The sequence below is a fragment of the Lentzea sp. NBRC 105346 genome, from assembly GCF_030269605.1.
In the GTDB taxonomy this organism is placed as follows: Bacteria; Actinomycetota; Actinomycetes; order Mycobacteriales; family Pseudonocardiaceae; genus Lentzea.
Map to the genome: position 1 here is coordinate 87,379 of NZ_BSTQ01000005.1, position 22,032 is coordinate 109,410.

22 protein-coding genes, 1 tRNA gene and 1 pseudogene are annotated in these 22,032 nt (G+C 67.3%); 16 read left to right on the forward strand and 8 right to left on the reverse strand.

Annotation, left to right across the window (positions count from 1 at the left end):
• Positions 1–68: 68 nt before the first annotated feature.
• Together QSK35_RS12470 and QSK35_RS12475 are read left to right on the forward strand one after the other, a co-directional pair.
• Positions 69–1,535, forward strand: coding sequence for a PHP domain-containing protein (locus QSK35_RS12470; RefSeq protein WP_285745468.1), 1,467 nt, complete (start codon positions 69–71; stop codon positions 1,533–1,535).
• Positions 1,532–2,002: a hypothetical protein gene (locus QSK35_RS12475; protein ID WP_285745470.1), complete on the forward strand. Its 471-nt coding sequence runs from the start codon at positions 1,532–1,534 to the stop codon at positions 2,000–2,002. Before QSK35_RS12470 ends, QSK35_RS12475 begins: the two co-directional genes overlap by 4 nt.
• Positions 2,003–2,047: 45 nt before the next feature.
• Here QSK35_RS12475 and QSK35_RS12480 read toward each other — a convergent pair whose 3' ends face one another.
• The 4 genes from QSK35_RS12480 to QSK35_RS12495 all read right to left on the reverse strand — a co-directional run bounded on the left by QSK35_RS12480 (position 2,048) and on the right by QSK35_RS12495 (position 4,821).
• Complete coding sequence (locus QSK35_RS12480) at positions 2,048–2,590, reverse strand: DUF1062 domain-containing protein (RefSeq protein WP_285745472.1); 543 nt, start codon at positions 2,588–2,590, stop codon at positions 2,048–2,050.
• Between the two features lie 203 nt (positions 2,591–2,793).
• Entirely contained in the window at positions 2,794–3,051 is a 258-nt protein-coding gene (locus tag QSK35_RS12485; RefSeq protein ID WP_285745474.1) for a metallothionein, read from the reverse strand.
• Between the two features lie 79 nt (positions 3,052–3,130).
• The gene (locus QSK35_RS12490) at positions 3,131–4,351 is read right to left on the reverse strand and encodes a glycoside hydrolase family 18 protein (protein WP_285745476.1); all 1,221 of its coding nucleotides are present in this window, start codon (positions 4,349–4,351) and stop codon (positions 3,131–3,133) included.
• 397 nt (positions 4,352–4,748) lie between these two features.
• Positions 4,749–4,821 (reverse strand) — tRNA-OTHER (locus tag QSK35_RS12495).
• A gap of 91 nt (positions 4,822–4,912) precedes the next feature.
• Here QSK35_RS12495 and QSK35_RS12500 point away from each other — a divergent pair.
• From QSK35_RS12500 to QSK35_RS12510, 3 genes are all read left to right on the forward strand, one after another.
• The gene (locus QSK35_RS12500; RefSeq protein WP_285745478.1) at positions 4,913–6,031 is read left to right on the forward strand and encodes a J domain-containing protein; all 1,119 of its coding nucleotides are present in this window, start codon (positions 4,913–4,915) and stop codon (positions 6,029–6,031) included.
• A 266-nt stretch (positions 6,032–6,297) separates the two neighbouring features.
• Positions 6,298–7,974 carry a hypothetical protein gene (locus QSK35_RS12505; RefSeq protein ID WP_285745480.1) on the forward strand — a complete coding sequence of 559 codons (1,677 nt, stop codon included), beginning with the start codon at positions 6,298–6,300 and terminating at the stop codon, positions 7,972–7,974.
• Positions 7,975–8,469: 495 nt separating this feature from the next.
• Positions 8,470–8,598 (forward strand): hypothetical protein, encoded by a 129-nt coding sequence (locus QSK35_RS12510; RefSeq protein ID WP_285745482.1) that lies wholly within the window; start codon positions 8,470–8,472, stop codon positions 8,596–8,598.
• Here the strand turns inward: QSK35_RS12510 and QSK35_RS12515 are convergent.
• Both QSK35_RS12515 and QSK35_RS12520 read right to left on the reverse strand, forming a co-directional pair.
• On the reverse strand, positions 8,595–9,764 hold the full coding sequence (locus tag QSK35_RS12515; RefSeq protein WP_285745484.1) for a KamA family radical SAM protein: 1,170 nt from the start codon (positions 9,762–9,764) through the stop codon (positions 8,595–8,597). The genes QSK35_RS12510 and QSK35_RS12515 overlap by 4 nt on opposite strands.
• 151 nt (positions 9,765–9,915) lie before the next feature.
• Positions 9,916–10,935, reverse strand: coding sequence for a hypothetical protein (locus tag QSK35_RS12520; RefSeq protein ID WP_285745486.1), 1,020 nt, complete (start codon positions 10,933–10,935; stop codon positions 9,916–9,918).
• Positions 10,936–11,205: 270 nt separating this feature from the next.
• Between QSK35_RS12520 and QSK35_RS12525 the strand changes: the two are divergent.
• From QSK35_RS12525 to QSK35_RS12575, 11 genes and pseudogenes are all read left to right on the forward strand, one after another.
• Positions 11,206–11,774 (forward strand): annotated as a pseudogene (locus tag QSK35_RS12525) (HhH-GPD-type base excision DNA repair protein).
• Positions 11,775–11,817: 43 nt separating this feature from the next.
• On the forward strand, positions 11,818–12,864 hold the full coding sequence (locus tag QSK35_RS12530) for a sensor histidine kinase (RefSeq protein ID WP_285745487.1): 1,047 nt from the start codon (positions 11,818–11,820) through the stop codon (positions 12,862–12,864).
• Positions 12,857–13,915 (forward strand): hypothetical protein, encoded by a 1,059-nt coding sequence (locus tag QSK35_RS12535; protein WP_285745488.1) that lies wholly within the window; start codon positions 12,857–12,859, stop codon positions 13,913–13,915. Before QSK35_RS12530 ends, QSK35_RS12535 begins: the two co-directional genes overlap by 8 nt.
• Positions 13,891–14,532, forward strand: a complete 642-nt coding sequence (locus tag QSK35_RS12540) for a response regulator (protein ID WP_285745489.1) — start codon at positions 13,891–13,893, stop codon at positions 14,530–14,532. Before QSK35_RS12535 ends, QSK35_RS12540 begins: the two co-directional genes overlap by 25 nt.
• A gap of 93 nt (positions 14,533–14,625) precedes the next feature.
• Positions 14,626–15,129, forward strand: a complete 504-nt coding sequence (locus QSK35_RS12545; RefSeq protein ID WP_285745491.1) for an RICIN domain-containing protein — start codon at positions 14,626–14,628, stop codon at positions 15,127–15,129.
• Between the two features lie 34 nt (positions 15,130–15,163).
• Positions 15,164–16,522: a serine/threonine-protein kinase gene (locus QSK35_RS12550; protein ID WP_285745493.1), complete on the forward strand. Its 1,359-nt coding sequence runs from the start codon at positions 15,164–15,166 to the stop codon at positions 16,520–16,522.
• A 36-nt stretch (positions 16,523–16,558) separates the two neighbouring features.
• Positions 16,559–17,338: an ABC transporter permease gene (locus QSK35_RS12555; protein ID WP_285745495.1), complete on the forward strand. Its 780-nt coding sequence runs from the start codon at positions 16,559–16,561 to the stop codon at positions 17,336–17,338.
• A complete protein-coding gene (locus QSK35_RS12560; protein ID WP_285745497.1) occupies positions 17,331–18,128 on the forward strand; it encodes an ABC transporter permease in 798 nt (265 codons plus the stop codon). The genes QSK35_RS12555 and QSK35_RS12560 overlap by 8 nt, the downstream gene beginning before the upstream one ends.
• The gene (locus QSK35_RS12565; protein WP_285745499.1) at positions 18,125–19,114 is read left to right on the forward strand and encodes an ABC transporter ATP-binding protein; all 990 of its coding nucleotides are present in this window, start codon (positions 18,125–18,127) and stop codon (positions 19,112–19,114) included. Before QSK35_RS12560 ends, QSK35_RS12565 begins: the two co-directional genes overlap by 4 nt.
• A 348-nt stretch (positions 19,115–19,462) precedes the next feature.
• Positions 19,463–19,840, forward strand: a complete 378-nt coding sequence (locus QSK35_RS12570) for a bacteriophage spanin2 family protein (protein WP_285745501.1) — start codon at positions 19,463–19,465, stop codon at positions 19,838–19,840.
• A gap of 56 nt (positions 19,841–19,896) precedes the next feature.
• Positions 19,897–20,091 (forward strand): DUF1918 domain-containing protein, encoded by a 195-nt coding sequence (locus QSK35_RS12575; RefSeq protein ID WP_285745503.1) that lies wholly within the window; start codon positions 19,897–19,899, stop codon positions 20,089–20,091.
• A 130-nt stretch (positions 20,092–20,221) separates the two neighbouring features.
• Here QSK35_RS12575 and QSK35_RS12580 read toward each other — a convergent pair whose 3' ends face one another.
• Complete coding sequence (locus QSK35_RS12580; RefSeq protein ID WP_285745504.1) at positions 20,222–20,992, reverse strand: inositol monophosphatase family protein; 771 nt, start codon at positions 20,990–20,992, stop codon at positions 20,222–20,224.
• Between the two features lie 41 nt (positions 20,993–21,033).
• Positions 21,034–22,014: a malate dehydrogenase gene (locus QSK35_RS12585; RefSeq protein WP_285745506.1), complete on the reverse strand. Its 981-nt coding sequence runs from the start codon at positions 22,012–22,014 to the stop codon at positions 21,034–21,036.
• Between the last annotated feature and the right edge of the window lie 18 nt (positions 22,015–22,032).

The window sequence follows — 22,032 nt, forward strand, 5'->3', positions numbered from 1 at the left end:
GATCAGTCCTTGCCGGGGAGGCCTCTGTGCGTGAAGTTGCCCGTCGCCGCTTTCTTCAGGGAGCGGGCGTGCTGGGGGTGGCGGGAGCACTCGGTTCGGGACGCGCGGAAGCGTCGTCGGGTTACCAGTGGCTCTCCGGCGACCACCACGTGCACACGCAGTACTCCTACGACGGCATGTACACGATCGAACAGCAGCTCCGGGGCGCGTTGCGGCACGGGACCGACTGGCTCGTCGTCACCGACCACGGGCACTCCTCGCACGAGGCGCACTCCGTCGAGGCCACGGCCGAGGACGTGCGGCGCGCCCAGCGGAAGTTCCCGCAGCTGCTGCTGTGGCACGGCATGGAGTGGAACATGCCCGGCGCCGAGCACGGCACGCTGTTCTTCGAGGACTGCCGGGACGAGGCCGCGGTGCTGCGCGACTTCGAGCGGCAGTTCGACTGGCGGTTGAACGGCCAGGAGGCGTCCACGCCTGCGAACGAGGCCAAGACGCTCGACGCGATCCGCTGGCTGCAGACCAAGATCGGCAACGGCACCATGAAGTCCGCACTGGTGTTCGTCAACCACCCGATGCGCAATGGCCGCATCGCGCCGTACGAGCTGCGTAACCTGCGCGACCTGGCGCCTGACATCGTTGTCGGGATGGAGGGCGCGCCTGGTGCGCAGGGCGACGGCGACCCGTTGCGCGGGCCGGGCGGGCACCGCGGCGGCTACGCGAACAGCCCCGGTTCGAACTCGTGGCCGAACTTCCCGGCCGAGGCCTACCGCACGTACGGCGGGTTCGACTGGATGACCGCGAAGGTCGGCGGCGTGTGGGACTCGCTGCTCGCCGAGGGCCGCAACTGGTGGATCACCAGCAACTCGGACTCGCACTTCAACTCACGCGACACGATCGTCCGCGTGCCCGAGCCCGGCGACCAGTTCGACCTGGCCGGCAAGCACCTCGACCCGATCGAGGGCACGGTGCCGCAGGTGCTGCCGCCGTATGTCGACTTCTTCCCGTGCGAGTTCAGCCGGACCGTCGTCGGCGCCCGCAGACGGTCGCGCGGCGCCGTCATGGAGGGCCTGCGCGCGGGCCGCGTGTGGGTGTCGCACGGCGGGCTCGTCGACGACCTCAGGTTCAGCGTCTACGGCACGGGCGGCGGCGCGACGCTCGGCGAGCGGCTGCGGGTGCGGCGCGGCTCGGATGTGACAGTCGTCATACGCGCACGTCTCGCTACCCGCCCGAACAGCGCGGGGTTCATCCCCCGGCTGCGGCGAATCGACCTGATTCGCGGCGCGGTTAGCGGCCCATCCGCTGATCCTGCGGCTATGGTCAGCCCTCGCGTGGACGTGGCGAGATCGTTCGAGCCGCGATGGCACTACGCCGTCTTCACGCACACGTTCCGGAACGTTCGTGAACCGTTTTACCTGCGTCTGCGTGGTACCGACGGCAATCGCGGCTTCGAGCCGCAGGCGGACGTGCCGGGTGCGGCGAACCCGTGGGAGGACCTCTGGTGTTACAGCAATCCGATCTTCGTGGAGGTCAGGTGAGCGCTTGGCTCGGGACCGATGCCGGCCACCACAACCGCTGGGAAGCAGAGAAGATCGCGATCGAGCTGCACGAGACGCTGCTGACCACCGCCAGAACGGTGTGCGTGCACGATGTCAACGACCACCACGCGATGTCCTTCATGCTGCCGCTGGCGCCGTCCGAGGCCGTGCTGGCGACGCTCGTCGCGCAGGGGTTCGGCGTGGCGTCGTCGTCGGGGTTCGTCGGCGGCCCGGAGATGCTGCGACTGGGTGCCGCCCAGGCCGTGTCGGCGCACAAACAGCGCCGTGAGGGCCGCGCGCTGCGGTTCCCCGGCCAGCGCTCGCTGCGCGGCAGGCACGGTGTGTCGGACATCCTCGCGTTCAGCGCGATCGAACAGGTGCTGCCGCACGGCATCACCGCGGTCGACACGCGCGGGAACCTCCAGCCGTTCTTCCGGGACGGCAAGCTGGTGCTCGAGATCGACTAGGCCTGGGCCTGTCCGGCGGGATCCCGCCGGACAGGCCTCAGTGCTTCAGTGGTTCGGCGCTTCGCGCTTCAGCGTGAAGGTGAAGTCGCTGGAGATCTTGCTGTTCAACCGGACCGCCGAGACGAGCTTGCCGTCCGTGATCAGCCGCTCGACCTCGGCCCGCGACAGTGCGCACCCCTCGGCGATCAGTCGCACCGGCCGGACCGGGATCCGCGCCGCGAAGCGGACCGAGATGTCGATCACCTCGCGGTCCAGGTGATCCGTTCCGCCGGTGTCCAGGCGCCAGGCGTTGTCCCAGTCCAGCGCGATGCGGTTGCGGTGCTGCACGACCGGGTCCTGGAGCAGTTCGGCGATCAGGCCGGCGTCGTTGTCGTGCAGCCGGTCCAGCAGCTCGGGTCGCACGGAGCGCACGTGCACTCGCTCCAGCAGCGGGAGCTTCGCGGTGTCCCCGCAACCCGTGCACAGCACGAGGAGCCAGGCGTCGAGGACCTTGTGGTTCGCGTTGACGCGAAACTTCCCGCTGGCCCGGAAGCGTTCGGACGCGCACACGTGGCAACGACGGCGAACGAGGGGCAGAGCGGTGGGCATGACCAACCAGTTTTTGAGCACAGAAGTACACCGATCTCTGTGAGAAATCCGCAGCAAAAAGAAGCGCGGCGCAAAGGCGCACGCGCGACGAATTCAGCGCTTGGGAGGTCTCACACGGTGTACAACGGCACGTCCCCTGCTAGACGACTTGGTCTGGCAGGGGACGGTAACGGTGCACGGCGGCGCCGTTCCACCGATTTTTTCTAGCCGGGATGCGCGCCCACGGTGTCCCGGATCTCGGCGCCCAGAGAGGCGCCTTCACGGGCGCAGTGCGCACAGCAGAAGAACTGGCCGGAGACCTCGACCCCGTGGCCGAGGATCCGGCAGTCGCAGTGCTCGCAGCGCGGCGCCAGCTTCTGGATCGCGCACTCGAAGCTGTCGAAGTGGTACACGCCGCCGCCGACGGTGCGCACCTCGAAGGCCATCCAGTAGTCGTTTCCGCATACGTCACAGGTCGCCATGCGGGCAGGGTGCGCCAGGTCGGTCGGGGCGGCAACTCGAGGGGCACGGTTTTCGTGCCCCTCGGTCACCGAACCCGCGTCAGCCGATACCCGAACGGATGGCGCTGATCAGTTCGCCGTTCGTCGTGTCACCGGAGAGCTCCCAGAAGAACACGCCGCCCATGTTCTGACCCTTGGCCCACGAGATCTTGCTCTTCACCGTGGCCGGTGTGTCGTAGCTCCACCACTGGCTGCCGCACTTCGCGTACGACGTGCCCGCGACGGATCCGTTGGCGGGACAACGACCCTTGATGACCTTGTAGTCCTCGATGCCCTGTTCGTAGGTTCCCGGAGCCGGCCCGGTGGCCGTGCCGCCCGGCGCGGACTGCGTGACACCGTTCCATCCGCGACCGTAGAACCCGAGTCCCAGCAACAACTTGCCGGACGGGATGCCCTTGCTCTTCAGCTTCTGGATCGCGGCGTCCGTCCAGAATCCCTGCTGCGGGATGCCGGGGTAGCTGGTGAGCGGCGAGTGCGGTGCCGTCGGCCCCTGCGCCGCCCACGCGCCGAAGAAGTCGTACGTCATCGGGTTGTACCAGTTGACGTACTGCGCCGCACCGGCGTAGTCGGCCTTGTCGATCTTGCCACCGGTACTCGCGTCCGCGGTGATCGCGGCGGTGACGAGGTTGCCGGAGCCGAACCGGTTGCGCACGGCCTGCATCAGGGTCTTGAAGCTGCCGTAACCGCTGGCGTCACAGGAGAGTCCGCACGCGTTGGGGTATTCCCAGTCGATGTCGATGCCGTCGAACACGTCCGCCCAGCGCGGGTCCTCGACGAGCTTGTAGCAGGAGTCCGCGAACGCCGCCGCGTTGGCCGCCGCCTGCCCGAAGCCACCGGACCAGGTCCAGCCGCCGAACGAGAAGAGCACCTTCAGGCCGGGGTTCAGCTTCTTCAGCTTGCGCAGCTGGTTGAAGTTGCCGCGCAGCGCACCCGCGTCCCAGGTGTCCGAAGTACCGTCCACACTGGACGCCGCGTCGTAGAACTTGTCGTAGTCGGCGTACGCGTCGCCCAGCGCGCACCGGCCGCCGGTGACGTTGCCGAAGGCGTAGTTGATGTGGGTGAGCTTGCCGGCCGAACCGCTCGTGCGGATGTTCTTCACGTGGTAGTTGCGCTGGTAGACGCCCCACTGGACGAAGTAGCCGACGACCCGGTTGGTGATGGCCTGCGCGCCGACGTCCGCCTGCGCGGTCTGCACGGGGGTGACAACCGTTGCCGCTGCGAGCAGTGCCACTGCCGCGGCAAGCGTTCTGCGCCTGAACATACGGTCTCCTCGGTGGGTGACAGCGCGGCGGCGCACTCTCAAGCTAAGTGGACTAGACCATTGAGTCAATGCCCAACGACCGCGAAACCGCTTCCAGGTTGGACGAAACGAAATTCAGGGGTGGGTCGCGGGGTCTGGAGATGGGGGGGCTCGGGGTGCGGGATTCGCCGCGGGAGTCCGCAGAGTGCGCCACGGGGCCCAGGAGGTGGGTCAGGGTGCGGAGGGGCCACGGGATCCGGTGTGCGCCACGGGTCCAGGTGCACCGGGAGGGTCCAGCGACCGCCACGGGGGTCCGGGGGCTTGCCCCCGGCGGGGGTGTGGGGGCTCGGCCCCCACAAAACACCCGAGCCCGGCGATGGTCCGCGCATTCCGCGGACACACGTGTCCGCCAGCGAGGCGGGACCGGCCGGATTCGAACCGGCGTGTTCCCTCCCGGGGGAGGGCGCGACGACCACTGCGCTACAGGCCCCATGGCACTGATCACACACTATCCCCGGATCGAGTGGCCGTATGCCCGGCGAAAGTGTGTGACCCAATAAGGTGCGTGGCACAACGCGAAAGATGGGCGGTGTCGTGCGCGGGGTCGACTACTACGAGTTGCTCGGAGTAAGCCGCAACGCGTCAGCTGCGGAGATCAAGTCGGCGTACCGGAACCTCGCCAAGGTCATGCACCCGGACGCGGGTGGGACCGCGGGCGGTTTCCGCATGTTGCAGGAGGCCTACGAGACGCTGAAGGACCCGGTGCGCCGCGCCGACTACGACCGGCCCACGGTCGTCCGCACGCGCCCGGCGCCGCGGCCTCGACCGCGCCGCACCGGCCGAACGGGCAGGTTGCGCGACTTCGGCGACGACCCGACGTACGTGCCGCCGCGGCCGCGCGTCGACCTCGACGACCTGGACTGGTGGCACGAGATCGACCCGGCGCAGCGCATCCGCTACGTCCCGACCTCCAGCCTCGGCCACGCTCCCGCTGCCCTCGCGCTCGCCGGCTGGTTCACCCTGTTGGCCCCGTTGGCGCTACCCCTGACGCCGCTGCTGATCACGGTGTGGCTGGGCGTGATCGGCGCCGCCGGTTACGGCCTGTTCCGGCTGGGACGCCGGTACGTAGCCGCCTTCCGGGCCGAGCGCGCGTTCGCGTCCGAATACGACGGGAACACGGTTTTCGGCCGTCCGGGTGAACACAGACGCGAACGGCTGACGGCGCAGTTGCTCACCGAATACCTGTCGCACATCCCCGCCGCGCGCATCTTCCACGGCCTAGCGTGGCCCGGCTCGGTGTTCGCCGACGTCGACCACGCCGTGCTGTGCGGCCGCAAGCTGGTGCTGATCGAGTCGAAGACGTGGCTCCCCGGCCACTACACCGCCGACGCCGACGGCACCCTGTGGCGCAACGGCCACCCGTTCCGCGGCGGCGGCATGCAGCTCCCCGAGGGCGTCGAGGCGTTCCGCGAGGCCCTGCCGTGGCTGGACGTCCGGGGCGCCCTGGTCATCTACCCCAACCGCGCCGGCGACATCACCACCGACCCGTACCTCGACGTCGACGTGCCGCCGATGACGCCCGAACAGTTCGTGCAGGAGATCGGCGAGTGGCTGGCCGAGGACGCCGGCACCGTCGACCGCGAGGCGCTGCGACTGATGGTGCGTCAGGTGATCTCGGAGGTCCGGGTCGCCGGGGCCTGAACACAGGCTGGTTCGCCTCGAACTCGTCCTCCAACCGGTCACGTGCTGTGCGCCACTAGGTCAACAATCGCCGCAACGATGCCTAGCTATTGCAAAGAATCTTGCTCTCCCCGCCGAACTGAGATCGTTAACGCACTGCGCTATTAACCTCACTAATCGCTCACAATGGGCCATTCGGGTGAACAGCCCTAGCGTGGGTAACTCATGGTAGCCGCACGCCGATGTGGCAGACAAGCTGTAGATACTTACCGTCACCAGGAGAAATCATGCGCACAACGTTCAGGCACAGCTGGGGATTCGTTAACTGCGCGCTACTTATTTGGGTGTGCGTGAAGGTTGGCCGCCCCAAGGAGCTCCTTGAGGATATATCTGGTTCCGCCTGGCTATTTGTCGCCTGCCTGGCTTCTTACTCGATATATGCTTGGCTTTTTCACCTGAGATCATTTCATAGCCCAAAGGATGAACGGTTTCCGCGACATCAGGTACCAACAACCCGCGCCGCAGAGTTGCAATGGCTAGCCGGAAAAGGGCGCAAGATCACATCCGCACAGGCCATGGTGTTTGCCTTAGCAGTAATTGCTCCGTCACAACTTCGACGTCGTGTCATCGAAGACTACGTCCCGGAACGCCGATCAATAAGACAATCCGCCCTCGTCGAGGTACAACTGCCCCATAACCTCAGCGCAACGAACGGCGGAGCCAACATTCTAATTCCCGCTCTGGTTCCACCAAAAGGCGAGTTGCATGACGATCTCCAATTTTATGACTCAAGCGGACAACAGATCAGTTCGCTCTGCTATCGCGAGCAGCTTACTCTCGTCGCAAGCACACTACGCATTCTCCTCATGAGCGCTTGCGCTATCGATGAAAACAGCCCAGACAAACGTCTCCCTAAGAACGTTGCAGACATTGAACTCCTTGCCCTCCAAGCAATCATATCTCGCCGATTGAAGCTCGGCGAGCAACCGGACACTAGCGCAGCAGAAAAGCTGCGTGTCCTCGACGTTCCCAATAAGGCCGCCCGTGACATAGCTGCTGAGCTCGTCAGACGCCTAACACTCAACTATGCCATCGTGATCGAACTTTCACTGACTTCCGACAAGAGGACGCAATTCAGGTACGAACAGATTCTCATACCGGAGTTGAAACTAACCAGCCAGCGCTCCAAAAAAAGGTGGAACGTTGCAGGCGCAGTGAGACTTGGACTTGGCGCGAGGCCCGTTGACCTCACCATCGATATCGCCAACGCTAGCAGCTGCCAGAGCTATCACCTACATGTCCATGCCCCAGAGGGCCTGTACCTAGCCAGACAGGAACCGCTCGGGATCGACAAGTTACTGCGCCGCACTGCAGTAAATGCACCCACCCCTCCACACTGCCGATTCCGCCGAAGGCTCGGCCAGTCTCACGCCCACTTCTACTCTAGATACATGCCGGCCCTCCAACCCAAAGAAAGTCCATCCCTTCGGTTCAGATATTTTGAGGTGCCACCTGGGTCGACACTCCGGGCACTTGTTACCGCATTGGCGTCAGCAGCGATTATCTGCCTGGTTGGCTTCGTAAATTCACGCGTGGCTGATCCCGGCACGGATGCACCCGCTTTCCTTCTGGCGTTTCCTGCGCTCGCGGCGACGTGGCTCGGTTTCGGATCGCCTACACAGCGTTTGTTGGAAGGGACGATGTCGGCCAGGATCTGCCTTCTGTTCACCGCTGTATTGTCGATTTCCGCCGCCGGTCTCTATATGGCACATAAAACCGCGCCTTCGAGCTTTCAATGGCATGTCGTACCACACTCGCTTAGCTTTCTAGGCATTACTGATCTTGGTTGGGGAATTATCGCCTCACTCTCCGTGCTCAACGCCGCCGTCGTGGGCTTCAGATGCTTCACGCTAACGTGGGAATACGCATCCATTATGACCCGAACGCCTTACATTCGAGCGTGACTCTTGCGCAGATCTGATAAAATTGGAGGAACTAATGTTGAGACAGATCGGAACTGTAATGAGCGCAACAGAAGGCGAGAGTGCAGAAGAGGACGTAGCGCACGGCTCAAGAAAACGCAAGGGGCACCCTCGACTACTAAGCCTCCTAGGCCTGAGTCATGAAGCAGATCATCGACGTGAGGCGTTCGGTTACCATGCGCGTACTACCTGCTGGCCAAGCACTTCTGAAGGCCCTCAAATTCCGCTAAATGATCTCTATCGCGGTTTAAACAGCATCAACGCTTACTACAACGTTGCAATGGAAAGTCTTGCCAACCCTAAGCCGAAGATGGATCCCGCGAGCGACCCACCCGTATAGCCCTATTGTTGAGTTGAACTCGACTAGACGCCGGAACGCTTCCACCTTTACTATTGACCGATATCGGTAAGGCCAGATTTAAGACGAATGGGTGCCGGTAAGGCACCGACCCGTACCTCGACGTCGACGTGCCGCCGATGACACCCGAACAGTTCGTGCAGGAGATCGGCGAGTGGCTGGCCGAGGACGCCGGCACCGTCGACCGCGAGGCGCTGCGGCTGATGGTGCGTCAGGTGATCTCGGAGGTCCGGGTCGCCGGGGCCTAGAAGGGGAAGGCGCCGAACGCGGGCTCGAGGTCGGACAGCCACACCGCCGACGGGTCGAGCTTCGCGAAGAACGGCCGGTTGACCAGGTCCGGGTTGCGCGCCTGCACGAAGTGCAGCACGAACACCTCCTGGTCGGCGACGTTGGCGATCCCGTCGACCATCACCTTGCCCGGCGTGGCCGACATGATCGGGCCGCGCACCGTGCGCGCCAGACCGGACACCTGGCGGTAGGCGTCGCGGAAGATCTCGTACGCGCGGGCGAGCGGCACGGCGAAGTAGTCCTTCGGCCCCGTGTCCCGCTCGACGAACATGTAGTACGGCACGGCGCCGAACCGCGTGAGCCGGCGCCACATGTCCGCCCACACCGCCGCGTCGTCGTTCACCCCGCGGATGAGCGGCGCCTGGCACCGCACGACCGCGCCGGTCTCCCGCACCCGCCGCAACGCGTCGCGGGCGACCTGCGGCGCGAGTTCGTTGGGGTGCGAGAAATGCGCCATCAGCGCGAGGTGTTTGCCGGACGCGACAACGCGTTCGAAGAGCCGCAGCAGGTCGTCGGCATCCGGATCCGACACGAACCGATAGGGCCAGTAGGACAGCGCCTTGGTGCCGATCCTGATCGATTCCAGCGACTCGAAACGCTTGTCGAGCAACGGTTCCACATAACGCGCGAGCACGTCCGCGCTCATCACCAGCGGATCGCCACCGGTGATCAGCACGCTGGTGATTTCCGGATGCGCCGACAGATAGGAGCACAACGCGTCCACGTCGTCGGTCGCCATCTTCATCGACGGTTCACCGACGAACTGCGGCCACCGGAAACAATAGGTGCAGTAGGCGTGGCAGGTCTGGCCCTGACGCGGGAAGAACAGCAGCGTCTCCGGATATTTGTGCTGCATCCCGGTCAGGTTGTCGCCCTCGAGCCGGGGCGTGTTGAGCTCGACCTGACCACCGGGATGCGGGCTCAGTCCCAGGCGAATCTCGTTGGCCGCGGCCCGCACCTCACCGGCATTCGCCTCGCGCCGCAGGAGATCCACCATTCGGTTGAGGTCCGGCTCGGCGAGCATGTCCGGCTGCGGAAACGTCAGTCGAAAGATCGGGTCGTCGGGAACGGCCATCCAGTCGATCAGTTCATCGACGACGTATTCGTTGCTGCGAAACGGAAGCACAGCCGCAACCGCGCGCATGGCGAGCCGATCTTCAGCGGAAAAGTGCGTTCGCGCGGTGAGCTTTTCCAACTGGTGCGCCGTATACGCGCGATACCGGGTCACTTTCGCTTCCACTCCGACCTCGACGGCGCGCTGACTGCGCCACCGCAACCTACCACCGCTCCAGGCGTTTTCCGTTCTCCTGCACCCGATCGGTGATCGGCTGCAAGCACACGAAGACGTCCCCGCGGTGCCCGTACTTCTCCTGGAATCGTTCGGTGAGCGCGGCCATCAGCTTCGCGTCACCGTCGTCGACCATCGTCAGCTCGGTGAGCACCGCCCGGCCCCGCTGGCAGTGCGCGACCAACGGTTCGTTCCGGTGGCGCGCCATCTCCGCCACGATCCGGCCGTCCGCGACGTAGAGCACCGAATCCAGCTCGACGTACTCCAGCTCGAACTCCCGCACCGGCTGCGACGAGTGCACGGTAACCGGCATCATCATGAAGTCGTCGATGTCCCGGCCCGCGGCCCAGATCTCGTTGAACCGCTCGTTGACGAACTCACCGAGCGGCGAGCCGACGGTCACCTCGAGCTGTGTGCCCTGCCCGGACAACCGGCCGAGCGGGAAGAACGACACCAGCGCTTTCTCGTCCCACCGGTACAGCGCGATCGACGGCGATGCCGAATACACCCGGACGTCGAAGTTCTCCCGCAGGCGTTCCGGCAGAACATGCGCGCGGAAATCCCACAGCGCCCGCAGATTCCGCATGATCTCCCGGCGCAGCTCGGCGTCACCGAGCTCCTGCGCCCGTTGCGCGGCGGCCTGCGAGTCCGGGTCGAGCAACAGGATCTGCACCGCGGCGTCCCGGTGCAGCGCACGTTCCGCGGCCTGGAAGAACCGCGGTGTGTGCGGCCCGTCGAGGATGTTGGAGAACGTGTCGAGCACCCGCACGACCGACCGCGCGCCGGCGACCCGGTCGACGTACCACAGGTAGTCCAGCCGCGGGTGTTCCCGCACGCGGCCGTCGTCCGCCCGATTGATCAGCGGCCCGATCACGAAAATGGTGACTATCGCACCGATGAGATCGGCGCCGAGGTTGATCGCGATGTTCTCGGGATAGTCCGATAATCGCCGCGCGAATGCGAGCAACATCAGTGCCAGCGCGAGCAGGCACAGCAGAAGCAGCAGCACGTAACGGGAACGCGGCTGGGGAAACCATCTCAGTCGTTTCCACCGCGCGTGCGGAGACCGGCGGCGAATGTGGTCCGTCGACACCGAACCACCTCAATCCGCTACGCAGGGTTGACCGGCATGATCCCGAACGTAACAGCGGCTGTTCAAGGGCGACAAGGCGCCGACCGGTTAAAGGTCCGGCATCCCGAAGTTCTCCCCGATCCGGGCCGGCGAATTCCGCATGAGCGCGGTAAGCGAAGGACGGATCGCCGTGACACCATGACCGCCATGACCCGCAAGCTGTGCCTGGCCCAGAACCCCGACGCGGACGCCCTCCTCGCGTCGGACATGTTCGCCCTGTTGACCGGCATGCTGCTCGACCAGCAGATCCCGATGGAGAAGGCGTTCTCCGGCCCGAAGGTCATCGCCGACCGCATGGGCGGCCTCGACGTGCACCGCATCGCCGAGGCGGACCCCGACGAGTTCGCGAAGGTCATGTCCACGCCGCCCGCCGTGCACCGGTTCCCCGGCTCGATGGGCAAGCGCGTGCAGGCGCTGGCCAGTACCTGATCGAGAAGTACGACGGCGATGTCACCAAGATCTGGGCGGACGGTAGCGGCAAGGACGTCCTCAAGCGGCTCAAGGACCTGCCCGGTTACGGCGAGCAGAAGGCGAAGATCTTCCTCGCGCTGCTCGGCAAGCAGTTCGGGATCGAGCCCAAGGGCTGGCGGGAGGCCGCCGGGCACTACGGCGAGCAGGACTCGCGGCGCAGCGTCGCCGATGTGACGGACGGGAAGTCGCTGCTCGAGGTGCGGGAGTTCAAGAAGGCCGCGAAGGCCGCCGCCAAGAGCGGCTGAACGGACGCGGTAACCGTGCCCACCACGTGAAATCGTCGGTGGAGTGATCGGTGCCGCCCAGGAGCGAACGCTCGCGACCGGGCGGCGGTTCGCCCTCTACCTGCGTACGACCGTATTGCTCTGCCTGTGCGTGGTCGCGATGGTGCAGCGGCCGCACCTCGCGATCGCGATAGTCGCGGTTTGGGGCGTCGTCTTCTTCCGCACGAAGGCTGTCGCGACCGACACCGCGGTGATCGCGGCGCTGGGGCTGGCGCAGACGTGGGTCGTGCCGCCGGAGGTGTTGGCGGACAGCCGGAACTGGGTGCTCGCCGCGGTGTCGATCACGGCGGTGGCGCACCAGTGGTTCACGTCGACGGCACAGGGTGTCGCCATCACGACCGTGCTGGTCGCGGCGACCATGATCGGAGGCACGGCAACAGAGGTTCCGATCGTGCTGTGGACGTTCGCCGAGGCCGCGATGTCGCGGGCGGTGTTCCTGCTGGTGCTCAAAGGCGCACGCCAGGCCGACCGGGCCGCGGAAACGGCTGAGAAGGCCCGACGCGCGGCAGCGGTCACGGCGGCTCGGCGGGCCGATGAACGTGAGCACCTCGCGGTTCTGCACGACACGGCCGCGGCCACGTTGTTCGCGGTCGGGGCCGGCATGGTCGACGGGGACGAGCCGTGGCTCGCCGAACGGGCACGGCGGGACATCGAGGCGCTGAAGAAGACCTGGCCGGAGGGCGAGGTCGACCTCATTCCCCTGCTGGACGAGGTGATTCGGCACGCGCCGGTCAAGGTCGACCTGAAGGCTCCCCCGAGCCACGCCATGCCCTCGGCGGCCGCGATCGCGATCTGCGGGTCGGTGCGCGAGGCGTTGACGAACGTCGCGCGGCACGCCGGTGTCGGCGTCGCGACCGTGAGCATCGACAACGGAGACCGGCTGGTCGTTGAGATCGCGGACGCGGGGCGAGGCTTCGATACCGCAGAGATCTCCCCGCACCGCAGGGGAATCTCAATGTCCATTGTGGACCGCATGACCAGCGCCGGCGGCACCGCCGAAATCAGCACCGGAACGGGCACCCGCGTCACGCTGGAGTGGCCGCATGGTTGAGACGACCGGCCGGGGTATCCGGCTCGCGGCGCTGCTGATCACCGTGGCCTCACTGGGCGGGTTCGCGTTGCCGTTGCTCATCGCGAACCTCGCGACCTATCGATCACCGGACCAGGAGCTCGTCGCGTTCGGGCTGCTCACCGCCGTCACGCTTATCACGGGCACGGCACTGGCCAGGAACATCGAACTCAAGACGACACGTTGGCTGTTGCTCGCGGCGACGGTGGTGGCGTCCGTGCTCGCGGTGACGGGCGTGCACACCGAGCAGGTGATGTCGGAGTCCGAGTGGTCGTACGGTCTCATCGGCTGGTTCGGGTTGCTGCTCCTGCTCGACAAGAGCACGCGCGGCACGTTCGTGTTCCTCGGCGCGCACGTGGCGTTGAGCCTTACCTACGTCGCGGCGACGGGGAACGACGTGGCGGGGTTCGTCGTCGTGACCACGGTCGTGCTCGGCTACCAGGTGCCGTTCGTGGTGGCGACGATGATCCTGCGGAAGCTCGCCGCGGACGTGGCCGCGAGCGCGGCACGGGACGAGCAGGTCCGCACCACGGAAGCGATCGCGGACCAGCTGCACGCCGATCGCAAAGCGCGGTACGCGGCGCTCGCACACACGGCTGTGCCGTTGCTGGAAAACCTCGGCAAAGAACCGCCGGAGAAAGCCAAATACGCGGTGGAGGCCGCGCGGATGCGGCGGTTGTTCGCCGAGCACGACGACGTGCCGGATCCGCTGGTGCACGAACTGCGGGCGTGCGTCGAGCTCGCGGAACGACGGGGTGTCGTGGTGTCGCTGGACACCTGCGGTGATCACCCGATCCCGCCGGTGGAGATCCGCCGCGCGCTCACGAACGAGGCGATGCGGGTGCTGGCGACGGCCGAGGACAGCGCACGCGTGACCGTGCTCGGCACGCCGGACACGGTGACCGTCAGCGTCGTCGCCCGGAAATCCGTTCCGGTACAACGGATCGAGGAGGGGCCGGTCACCGTCACATGCATCGAGGACGGTGGGCGGATCTGGGTGGAGGCCGTGTGGCGCCGACAAGAATCGTGGTGATCGACGACCACCCCGCGATCGTGGCGGGGGTCGAGGCGTGGTGCGCGAAGGCGGGAGTCGAGGTCGTCGAGGTGGGCGCCACGCCCGCGGTGGCCTGGACGGGACCGGGCGGCGCCGCGGACGTGATCGTCTTCGACCTGATGCTGGACGGTCAGGTGCCGGCGTTCGGCGACCTGCGGCGCCTGGTCGACGCCGGTCGGCAGGTGATCGTCTACACCATGCGCGACGACCGGGACTCCGTGCTGACGTGCCTGGACATCGGCGCGTTCGCCTACCTCACCAAGGCCGAGGGACCCGATCACCTCATCCCGGCCATCCACGCGGCACACCACAACCTGCCGTGCACACCGCCGACGATGGCCCGCGCGCTCAGCACCGACAGCCGCGCCGACCGCGCGCAGCTCACGCCGCGCGAGGTGGACGTGCTGGTCAGCTGGTTCGCCTGCGAGTCCAAGGAGATGGTGGCGCGCAAGCTCGGCCTGTCCGTGCGGACGGTGAACAGCTACATCGATCGGGCGCGGATCCGGTACGCCAACGCCGGCCGGCCGGCTCCCACGAAAGCCGCTCTGGTGGCCCGCGCGGTGCAGGACGGGCTCGTCCGGCTCGAAGATCTCTGATTTGTGGGTTGATCGACCGTCACGCGAAACCGTGGCCGTTCCTAGCGTTGACCTCGTCCTTGCAACACCGACAGGGGAGGTCAAGTGAAGGACATGATCAAGAGGGTGGGGCTGGTCGTCGCGGGCATCGCCGCTGTGGCAGCGATGTCCGCGCCGTCGGCGGTCGCTGACGCGGGGGAAGCGGCAGCGCCCGGCTGGAAGGGCACGTACGAGTGGTCGCCCGGCCACGCGGGCGGCATGCGGCTGGACCTCGCGCAGTCGGCCAACCGGGTCGACATCTGGCGCGCCAACGGCCACGCCAACCAGCGGTGGCAGACCTACAGCTACGGCGGCGGTCTCTTCGCGTTCCGCAACCGGGCGACCCTCAAGTGCCTCTGGTACACGGGCCTGGACAACCAGATGACCACCGGGCCGTGCGACGACAGCCGCAGCCACAAGTTCCGGGGCACCAGGACCAACGGCTACTGGACGTTCAAGCCGTTGGCCGACACCAGGCAGTGCGTCGACGTGCGGGGTCGCGGTACCTCGAACGGCACCGCGGTCGTGACGCACTGGTGCAACGGTGACAGCAACCAGCGGTGGTACAGCCACTCCTGACAGCGGCGCACCGGCGCAGACGTACGCTGCGCCGGTGCACTTACCGTTGATCCCGGGACTGACGAACCTGAGACCGCTCGGCGAGGGCGGTTTCGCGACGGTCTACCGGGCGCACCAGCCGCAGCTCGGCCGCGACGTCGCGGTGAAGATCGACAACCGGGTGCTGGCCAACGAGCGCGACCGCAAGCGGTTCCTGCGCGAGGGCCACGCGGCGGCCCGGCTCTCCGGACATCCCAACGTGGTCGCGGTGTACGACGCGAACATCACGCCGCAGGGCACGCCCTACCTCGTCATGGAGCTGTGCGAGGGCTCGCTCGCGGGACGCGGTCCGATGCACCCCGAAGAGGTCCGGCAGCTGGGCGTCCAGCTCGCCGACGCACTCGCCGCGGCGCACGCGGACGGCGTGCTGCACCGCGACATCAAGCCCGGCAACATCCTCGTCGACCGGTACGGCACCGCGAAGCTCGCGGACTTCGGCCTCGCCGCGCTGCTCGACGCGGAGGGCGGCAGCTCCGTCAGCCGCGACGCGCTCAGCCCGAGCTACGCGCCGCCCGAGGGGTTCGCCATGGCCGCGCCCACCCCGGCCGGTGACGTGTACTCGCTGGCCGCCACGCTCTACGACCTGCTGGCGGGCAAGCCGCCGCGGCCGGTGCCGTGGCCGATCGAGTCGTTCGACCACCTCGGTCACGTGCTGCGCTCGCCCGTGCCGCCGGTTCCCGGTGTGCCGCAACAACTCCACGACGTGCTCGTCCGCGCACTGCACCCGGACGCGAGCCTGCGCACCCAGAGCGCGGCACAGCTGCGCGACGAGCTGCGGCTCCCGGCCGTCCAGTCCGTGCCACATCTGTCGCCTCCGCCGCCACCGTCGCCTGCGAACAAGAAGGTCTGGCCGATCGCGGCCGCGGCGGCGCTGGTCGTGGCGATCACCGTGGGCGTGGTGCTCTGGACGAACAAGGACAAGCCCGGCGACAACCCGACCGGCGCGAACAACGCGACGCTCGAGTCCGCGCCGCCGTTCCTCAAGGACTGCGGCACCGGCAAGTACTGCATGGCCCAGCCCACCTGCTACCACGGCATCACCGAGATCGGCGGCATGGCGGCGGTCGCGCGACGCACCGGGGACTGCTCGATCCAGCACTACTGGGAGGCGTTCGGCGGCGGCTGGTTCTCCGGTGAGATTCCGAAGATCCCCAGCGACGAGCTCCTGAAAGCGCCCGAGGTCGCGTCCGTGTGCACCAAGGACGCGATGGGCTCGGCCACCCGCGCCGGCGTCGACACCTCAACGTGGCAGATCGCCGCGGTCGGGTTCGCCGACGGCAAGCGCAACTACTTCCACTGCCTCGCCTCCCCCGAAGAGGGCGGCGAGGTCACCACGAGCGCCTTCGGGTCCTGAAAAAATCACTTGCCACAGGCCCTAACGTGGGACGACGTGCGTGTCCACGCCGACTTGATCATCGCCGGATTCCGCCGTTACTCGACCTACCGCCAAGCGATGCTGGCCGGGATGACCACGAACGTGGTCTTCGGCCTGCTGCGCGCCGCCGTGCTCACCGCCGCCGTCCGGACGGCGAGCGGCACTATCGCCGCCTACGACATCGCTGCCACCTACACCTACGTCTGGCTCGGCCAGGGCCTGCTCGGGTTCGTGCTGCTCTGGGGCGACACGACGCTGGCGACCCGCGTCCGCACCGGGGACGTGGTCGTCGACCTGTACCGCCCGTGGAACCTGCAGACCGCGATGCTCGCCGAGGACGTCGGCCGCGCCGGGTACGCGGTCGTCACCAGGCTCGTGCCGCCGATCGCCTTCGGGGCGCTGCTGTTCCCGTTCCGCTGGCCGGAGCACCCGCTGACCTGGCCGTTGTTCGTGGTCAGCGCGCTGCTCGCGCTGGTCACGTGCTACGGCGTGCGGTTCCTGATCAACCTGGCCACCTTCTGGCTGCTCGACAACCGCGGGCTGGTCAGCTTCTGGAACGTCACGTCCGGCCTGCTGTGCGGGATGGTCGTGCCGGTCGCGTTCTATCCGGGCTGGGCGCAGGTGGCGTTGTGGGCCACGCCCTTCCCCGCGCTGCTGCAGGCGCCGATCAACGTGTTCCTCGAACGCGACTACTTCTCGTTGGCACACCAGGCCTTCTGGGCCGTGGCACTGCTGGTGGCCGGGCATCTCGTGCTGCGCCGGGCCGTGCGCAAGGTGGTGGTCCAGGGTGGCTGAGCCGGTCTACCGCAAGATCATCGCGGCACGGGTGCGGTCGCAGATGTCGTACCGGGCGTCGTTCGCGGTCGAGTGCCTCTCACAGGTGATCGCCCAGGCCTTCGAGCTGGTCGTGATCCTCGTGCTGTTCACCAGGATCAATGCGCTGGGCGGGTTCGGCGTGGACGAGGTGGTGCTGATGTTCGCGATCGCCGCCATCGCGTTCGGCTTCGCGGACCTCGTCGCCGGGCAGCTCGACGACCTGCCGACGTTCATCCGCAGCGGCACGTTCGACGCGGTCCTGTTGCGCCCCTTGGGAACCCTGCCGCAGATGATGTCGACGGACATCCGGCTGCGACGCGTCGGCCGGGTGTTCGCCGGGGTGGTGACGCTGGCGTACGCGCTCACGCACGTCAACATCGACTGGACGCCATGGAAGGTCCTGCTGGTGGTGGTCGCACCGCTCGCGGGTGGCGTGATCCTCGGATCGGTGTGGGTCGTCGCGTGCTCGGTCTGCTTCTGGCTGATCGAGAGCCGCGAGCTGGCGAACTCGGTGACCTATGGCAGCGGCGCGTTCACGTCGTACCCGATCACGGTGTTCTCCAAGGGGCTGCGCTACCTCATGGCATATGTGGTGCCGGGTGCGTTCGTGGCGTACTACCCGAGCCTGGCGCTGCTCGGGCGATCCGATCCGCTCGGCGCACCGGGCTGGATCGGCTGGATCTCACCGCTCGTCGCGCTCGTGGCGGCGGCGTTCGCGGGCGCGTTCTGGCGCTTCGCGGTCAGGCACTACCGGGGGACGGGATCGTGATCGAGGTACGACAGCTGCGGCGTGAGTTCCGCGTCGCTTCCAAGAAGGGCCGATTCCGGCGTGAGTACAAGACCGTTGTCGCGGTCGACGACGTCAGCTTCGACGTGGCCGCGGGCGAGGCCGTCGGGTACGTCGGCCCGAACGGCGCGGGCAAGTCGACGACGATCAAGATGCTGACCGGCATCCTCGTGCCGACCGGCGGGACCGTGCGCGTCAACGGCGTGGATCCGGCCCGGCAGCGCAAGGAGCTGGCGCGGCGGATCGGCGTGGTGTTCGGGCAGCGCAGCCAGCTGTGGTGGGACCTGCCGTTGCGAGACAGTTTCGCGTTGCTGCGGTCGATCTACCGGGTGAACTCGTCCGACCACGGCAAGCGGTTGGAGGAGTGCGTCGACCTGCTGGAGCTAGCGCCCTTTTTGGACACTCCGGTGCGGCAGCTCTCGCTCGGGCAGCGGATGCGCGGCGAGGTCACCGCGGCGTTGCTGCACGCGCCCGAGCTGCTCGTGCTGGACGAGCCGACGATCGGGCTCGACCTGGAGTCGAAGGAGCGGCTGCGGGAGTTCCTCGCCGGGCTCAACCGGCGCGGCACGACGTTGCTGCTCACCACACACGACCTGGACGACATCGAGCGCCTGTGCCCGCGGCTGATGGTGATCGACCACGGCACCGTGCTCGCCGACGGACCGCTCGCCGAACTGCGCGCCGAGGTGACCCCGGAACGCGTCCTCGTCATCGATCTGCGCGAACCGCTCAACCTGCCGCCGCTGCCGGGCGTCACAGAGGTACGCAGCGAAGCCGGCGGGCTGCGGCACCACCTCACGTTCCGGCGCGCCGAGACGACCGCGGCCGCGCTGATCACCGAGGTGGTGCGGCACGTCGAGGTGCACGACCTCGCCGTGGTCGAGCCGGAGATCGACGACGTGGTGCGCCGGTTGTACGCACGCACCTCGGCCGCAACCGACTCAACTCCAGACGTGGTCGACCTCTGATGCGTCGTGGCAGCACCGGCACTGCTGTGACACGCGAGGGGGCACGGTGTGGCGTCGCTTGGGGAAGTGGGGGACGCGCTACGGCAGGCCGCTCACGAGTTCCTGGCGACCGGAGGCCACCGTCCGGCGTCGAGTGGCAACCACGCCCCGAGTAGCCAACGTTCGTCATCGATCTGCGCGAAGCGCTCAACCTGCCGGCTCTGCCAGGCGTCACAGAGGTACGCGGCGAAGCCGGCACGATCTCGCCGTAGTCGAGCCGGAGATCGACGACGTGGTGCGCCGGTTGTACGCGCGGCGCTGCGACGAACGTCGGTAGAGTCGGACGAAACCCGGTCAAAGGAGACATACATGCGCGTAGCCCGTCCACTGGCAGCACTCGCCATCGCCCTGGGCGTGGCGGGCGGGTTGACCGGCTGCGACGCCGTTCAGGACGCAGCCAACACGGCCAACCAGGTCGGCCAGGGCATCGACAAGGCGAAGGCCTGCGCCGACGCCGTCGGGCTGCTCGCCTGGACGCCGGACATGAGCGACCCGCAGAAGGCGCTCGAGGAGACCAAGGCGAAGGCCGAGGAGCTCCAGAAGCTCGCCGCGGCGTCGCCCGACCAGCAGGTCAAGAGCGCTCTCGACGAGGCGGCGAAGGGCATGGGCAACGTCCAGTCCGCCGCGGACTGGGTGCAGCAGAAGGCTGATCTCGTCCAGAAAGTCAGCGAAGCCTGCGGTAGCTGAGCCCTGTTGCGGACCTCCGGTGGCGTCCTAGTCTGGACGCACCGGAGGTGACGTCAATGCACGCAACAGTTGGTGACAGGTTGCACGTCCACAGTCGCACGGTGGGGATCGAGGAGCGCCTCGGCGAGATCCTCGAAGTTCGCGGCACCGACGGCGCGCCGCCCTACCTCGTCCGTTTCTCCGACGGGCACGAGGGGCTGGTCTTCCCGGGCCCCGACTGCATCATCGAACCCCGCACTTCGATCGACTAGGCCGTATCCGACGGATCTCGTTCGATGAGAGTCACGGGCGAGCGGTTCGGAGACGGTGCCGCCGAAGTGGCCTCATACCGGCCGAACCCTCGACCGCGACCATCGCGGACGAGGATCCGTCAGATGCGGCCTAGCTTTCGAGCACCGTCGCGATCAACTCCTCGGCGAGCTGAGGAGTCGCTGCCGCCACCCCCGACCACCGGTGCGTGAGGTCGGGCTCGAACGTGAACGGCCGGCCCCGCAGGTCGACCAGCACACCTCCGGCAGCGGGCACCGTGACGAGTGCCGTCGCGAGATCCATGATGCGGTGGGTGTCCGAGCCGACGTCGGCGAAGGCATCCACCGTTCCTTCGGCGACCAGCATCGTCTCCAGGCACGTGGTGCACAGCACGCGGATCCGGTCCGCCCGGTTCGCCACGCGCTGCCACGCGTCCTCGGTGCCCTTCTTGGGCCGCATCAGGCACACGGCCGCGCCGTCCAGCGACGTGCGGCCGGTCGTGCGGAACGGCGTGGGCTCGCCGGTGCGCGCCCACCAGGCGCGGCCGGTGTCGAACCACGTGGTGAGGGCTTCCTTCGGGGAGCTGTCCTCGACGACGGTCCCGGCGAAGCACGAGAGCGGGACGCCGAACGCGGCGTTCGCCGAGCCGTCTACCGGGTCGATCACCAGCGTGATCGCGGACCCGTTGTCGACGAAGCCCGCTTCCTCGGACAGCAGGTTGACCTTGTTGCGGTGGATCGACTCGAGGATCGCGTCCTCGACGATCCGGTCCACGCGCATGGTCGGCGTGCCATCGGCGCCGTCCGCGATCTCGTCGCGCAGTTCCGTACGCGTGAACTGAGAGCGGGCGCGCCCGTACGCCGCTGACGCCGCGCGGGCGGCGTCAGCGAGCGCAGGATGCACTCCGTCCGGAACCAGCGGTTCCGGAACGGGCCACTGGATCCTCAGATCAGGCCCAGGCCCTTGACCGCGTCGCGCTCCTCGGCCAGCTCGGCCACGGAGGCGTCGATGCGGGCGCGGGAGAACTCGTCGATCTCCAGGCCCTGGATGATCTCGTACTTGCCGTCGGTGACCTTGACCGGGAACGACGAGATCAGGCCCTCGGGCACGCCGTACGAGCCGTCGGACGGCACGGCCATCGAGGTCCACTCGGTGCCGTTGACCCAGTCGAAGACGTGGTCGATCGCCGCGTTGGCCGCGGAGGCCGCGGACGAGGCGCCACGGGCCTCGATGATCGCCGCACCGCGCTTGGCGACGGTCGGGATGAAGTCGTTCTCCAGCCACGCCTGGTCGTTCACGACCTCGGCGGCGGTCTTGTCGCCGATCCTGGCGTGGAAGAGGTCCGGGTACTGCGTGGCGGAGTGGTTGCCCCAGATCGTCATGTTCTTGATCTCGGTCACCGGCACGCCGGTCTTCTTCGACAGCTGCGACAGGGCGCGGTTGTGGTCGAGGCGGGTCATCGCGGTGAAGCGCTCGGCCGGGACGTCCGGCGCGTGCTGCTGCGCGATGAGCGCGTTGGTGTTGGCCGGGTTGCCGACGACCAGCACGCGGACGTCGTCCGCCGCACCGGCGTTGATGGCCTGGCCCTGCGGCTTGAAGATGCCGCCGTTGGCCTCCAGCAGGTCGCCGCGCTCCATGCCCTTCGTGCGGGGGCGGGCGCCGACGAGCAGGGCGACGTTCACGCCGTCGAACGCGGTCTTCGCGTCGTCGGTGATGTCGATGCCGGACAGCAGCGGGAAGGCGCAGTCGTCGAGTTCCATCGCGGTGCCCTCGGCGGCCTTCAGCGCGGGCGTGATCTCCAGCAGCCGCAGGCGGACCGGGACGTCCGGGCCGAGCAGGTGGCCGGAGGCGATGCGGAACAGCAGTGCGTAACCGATCTGGCCGGCGGCGCCGGTGACGGTGACGTTGACGGGAGTGCGGGTCATGTGCCTTTCCCGAATCCT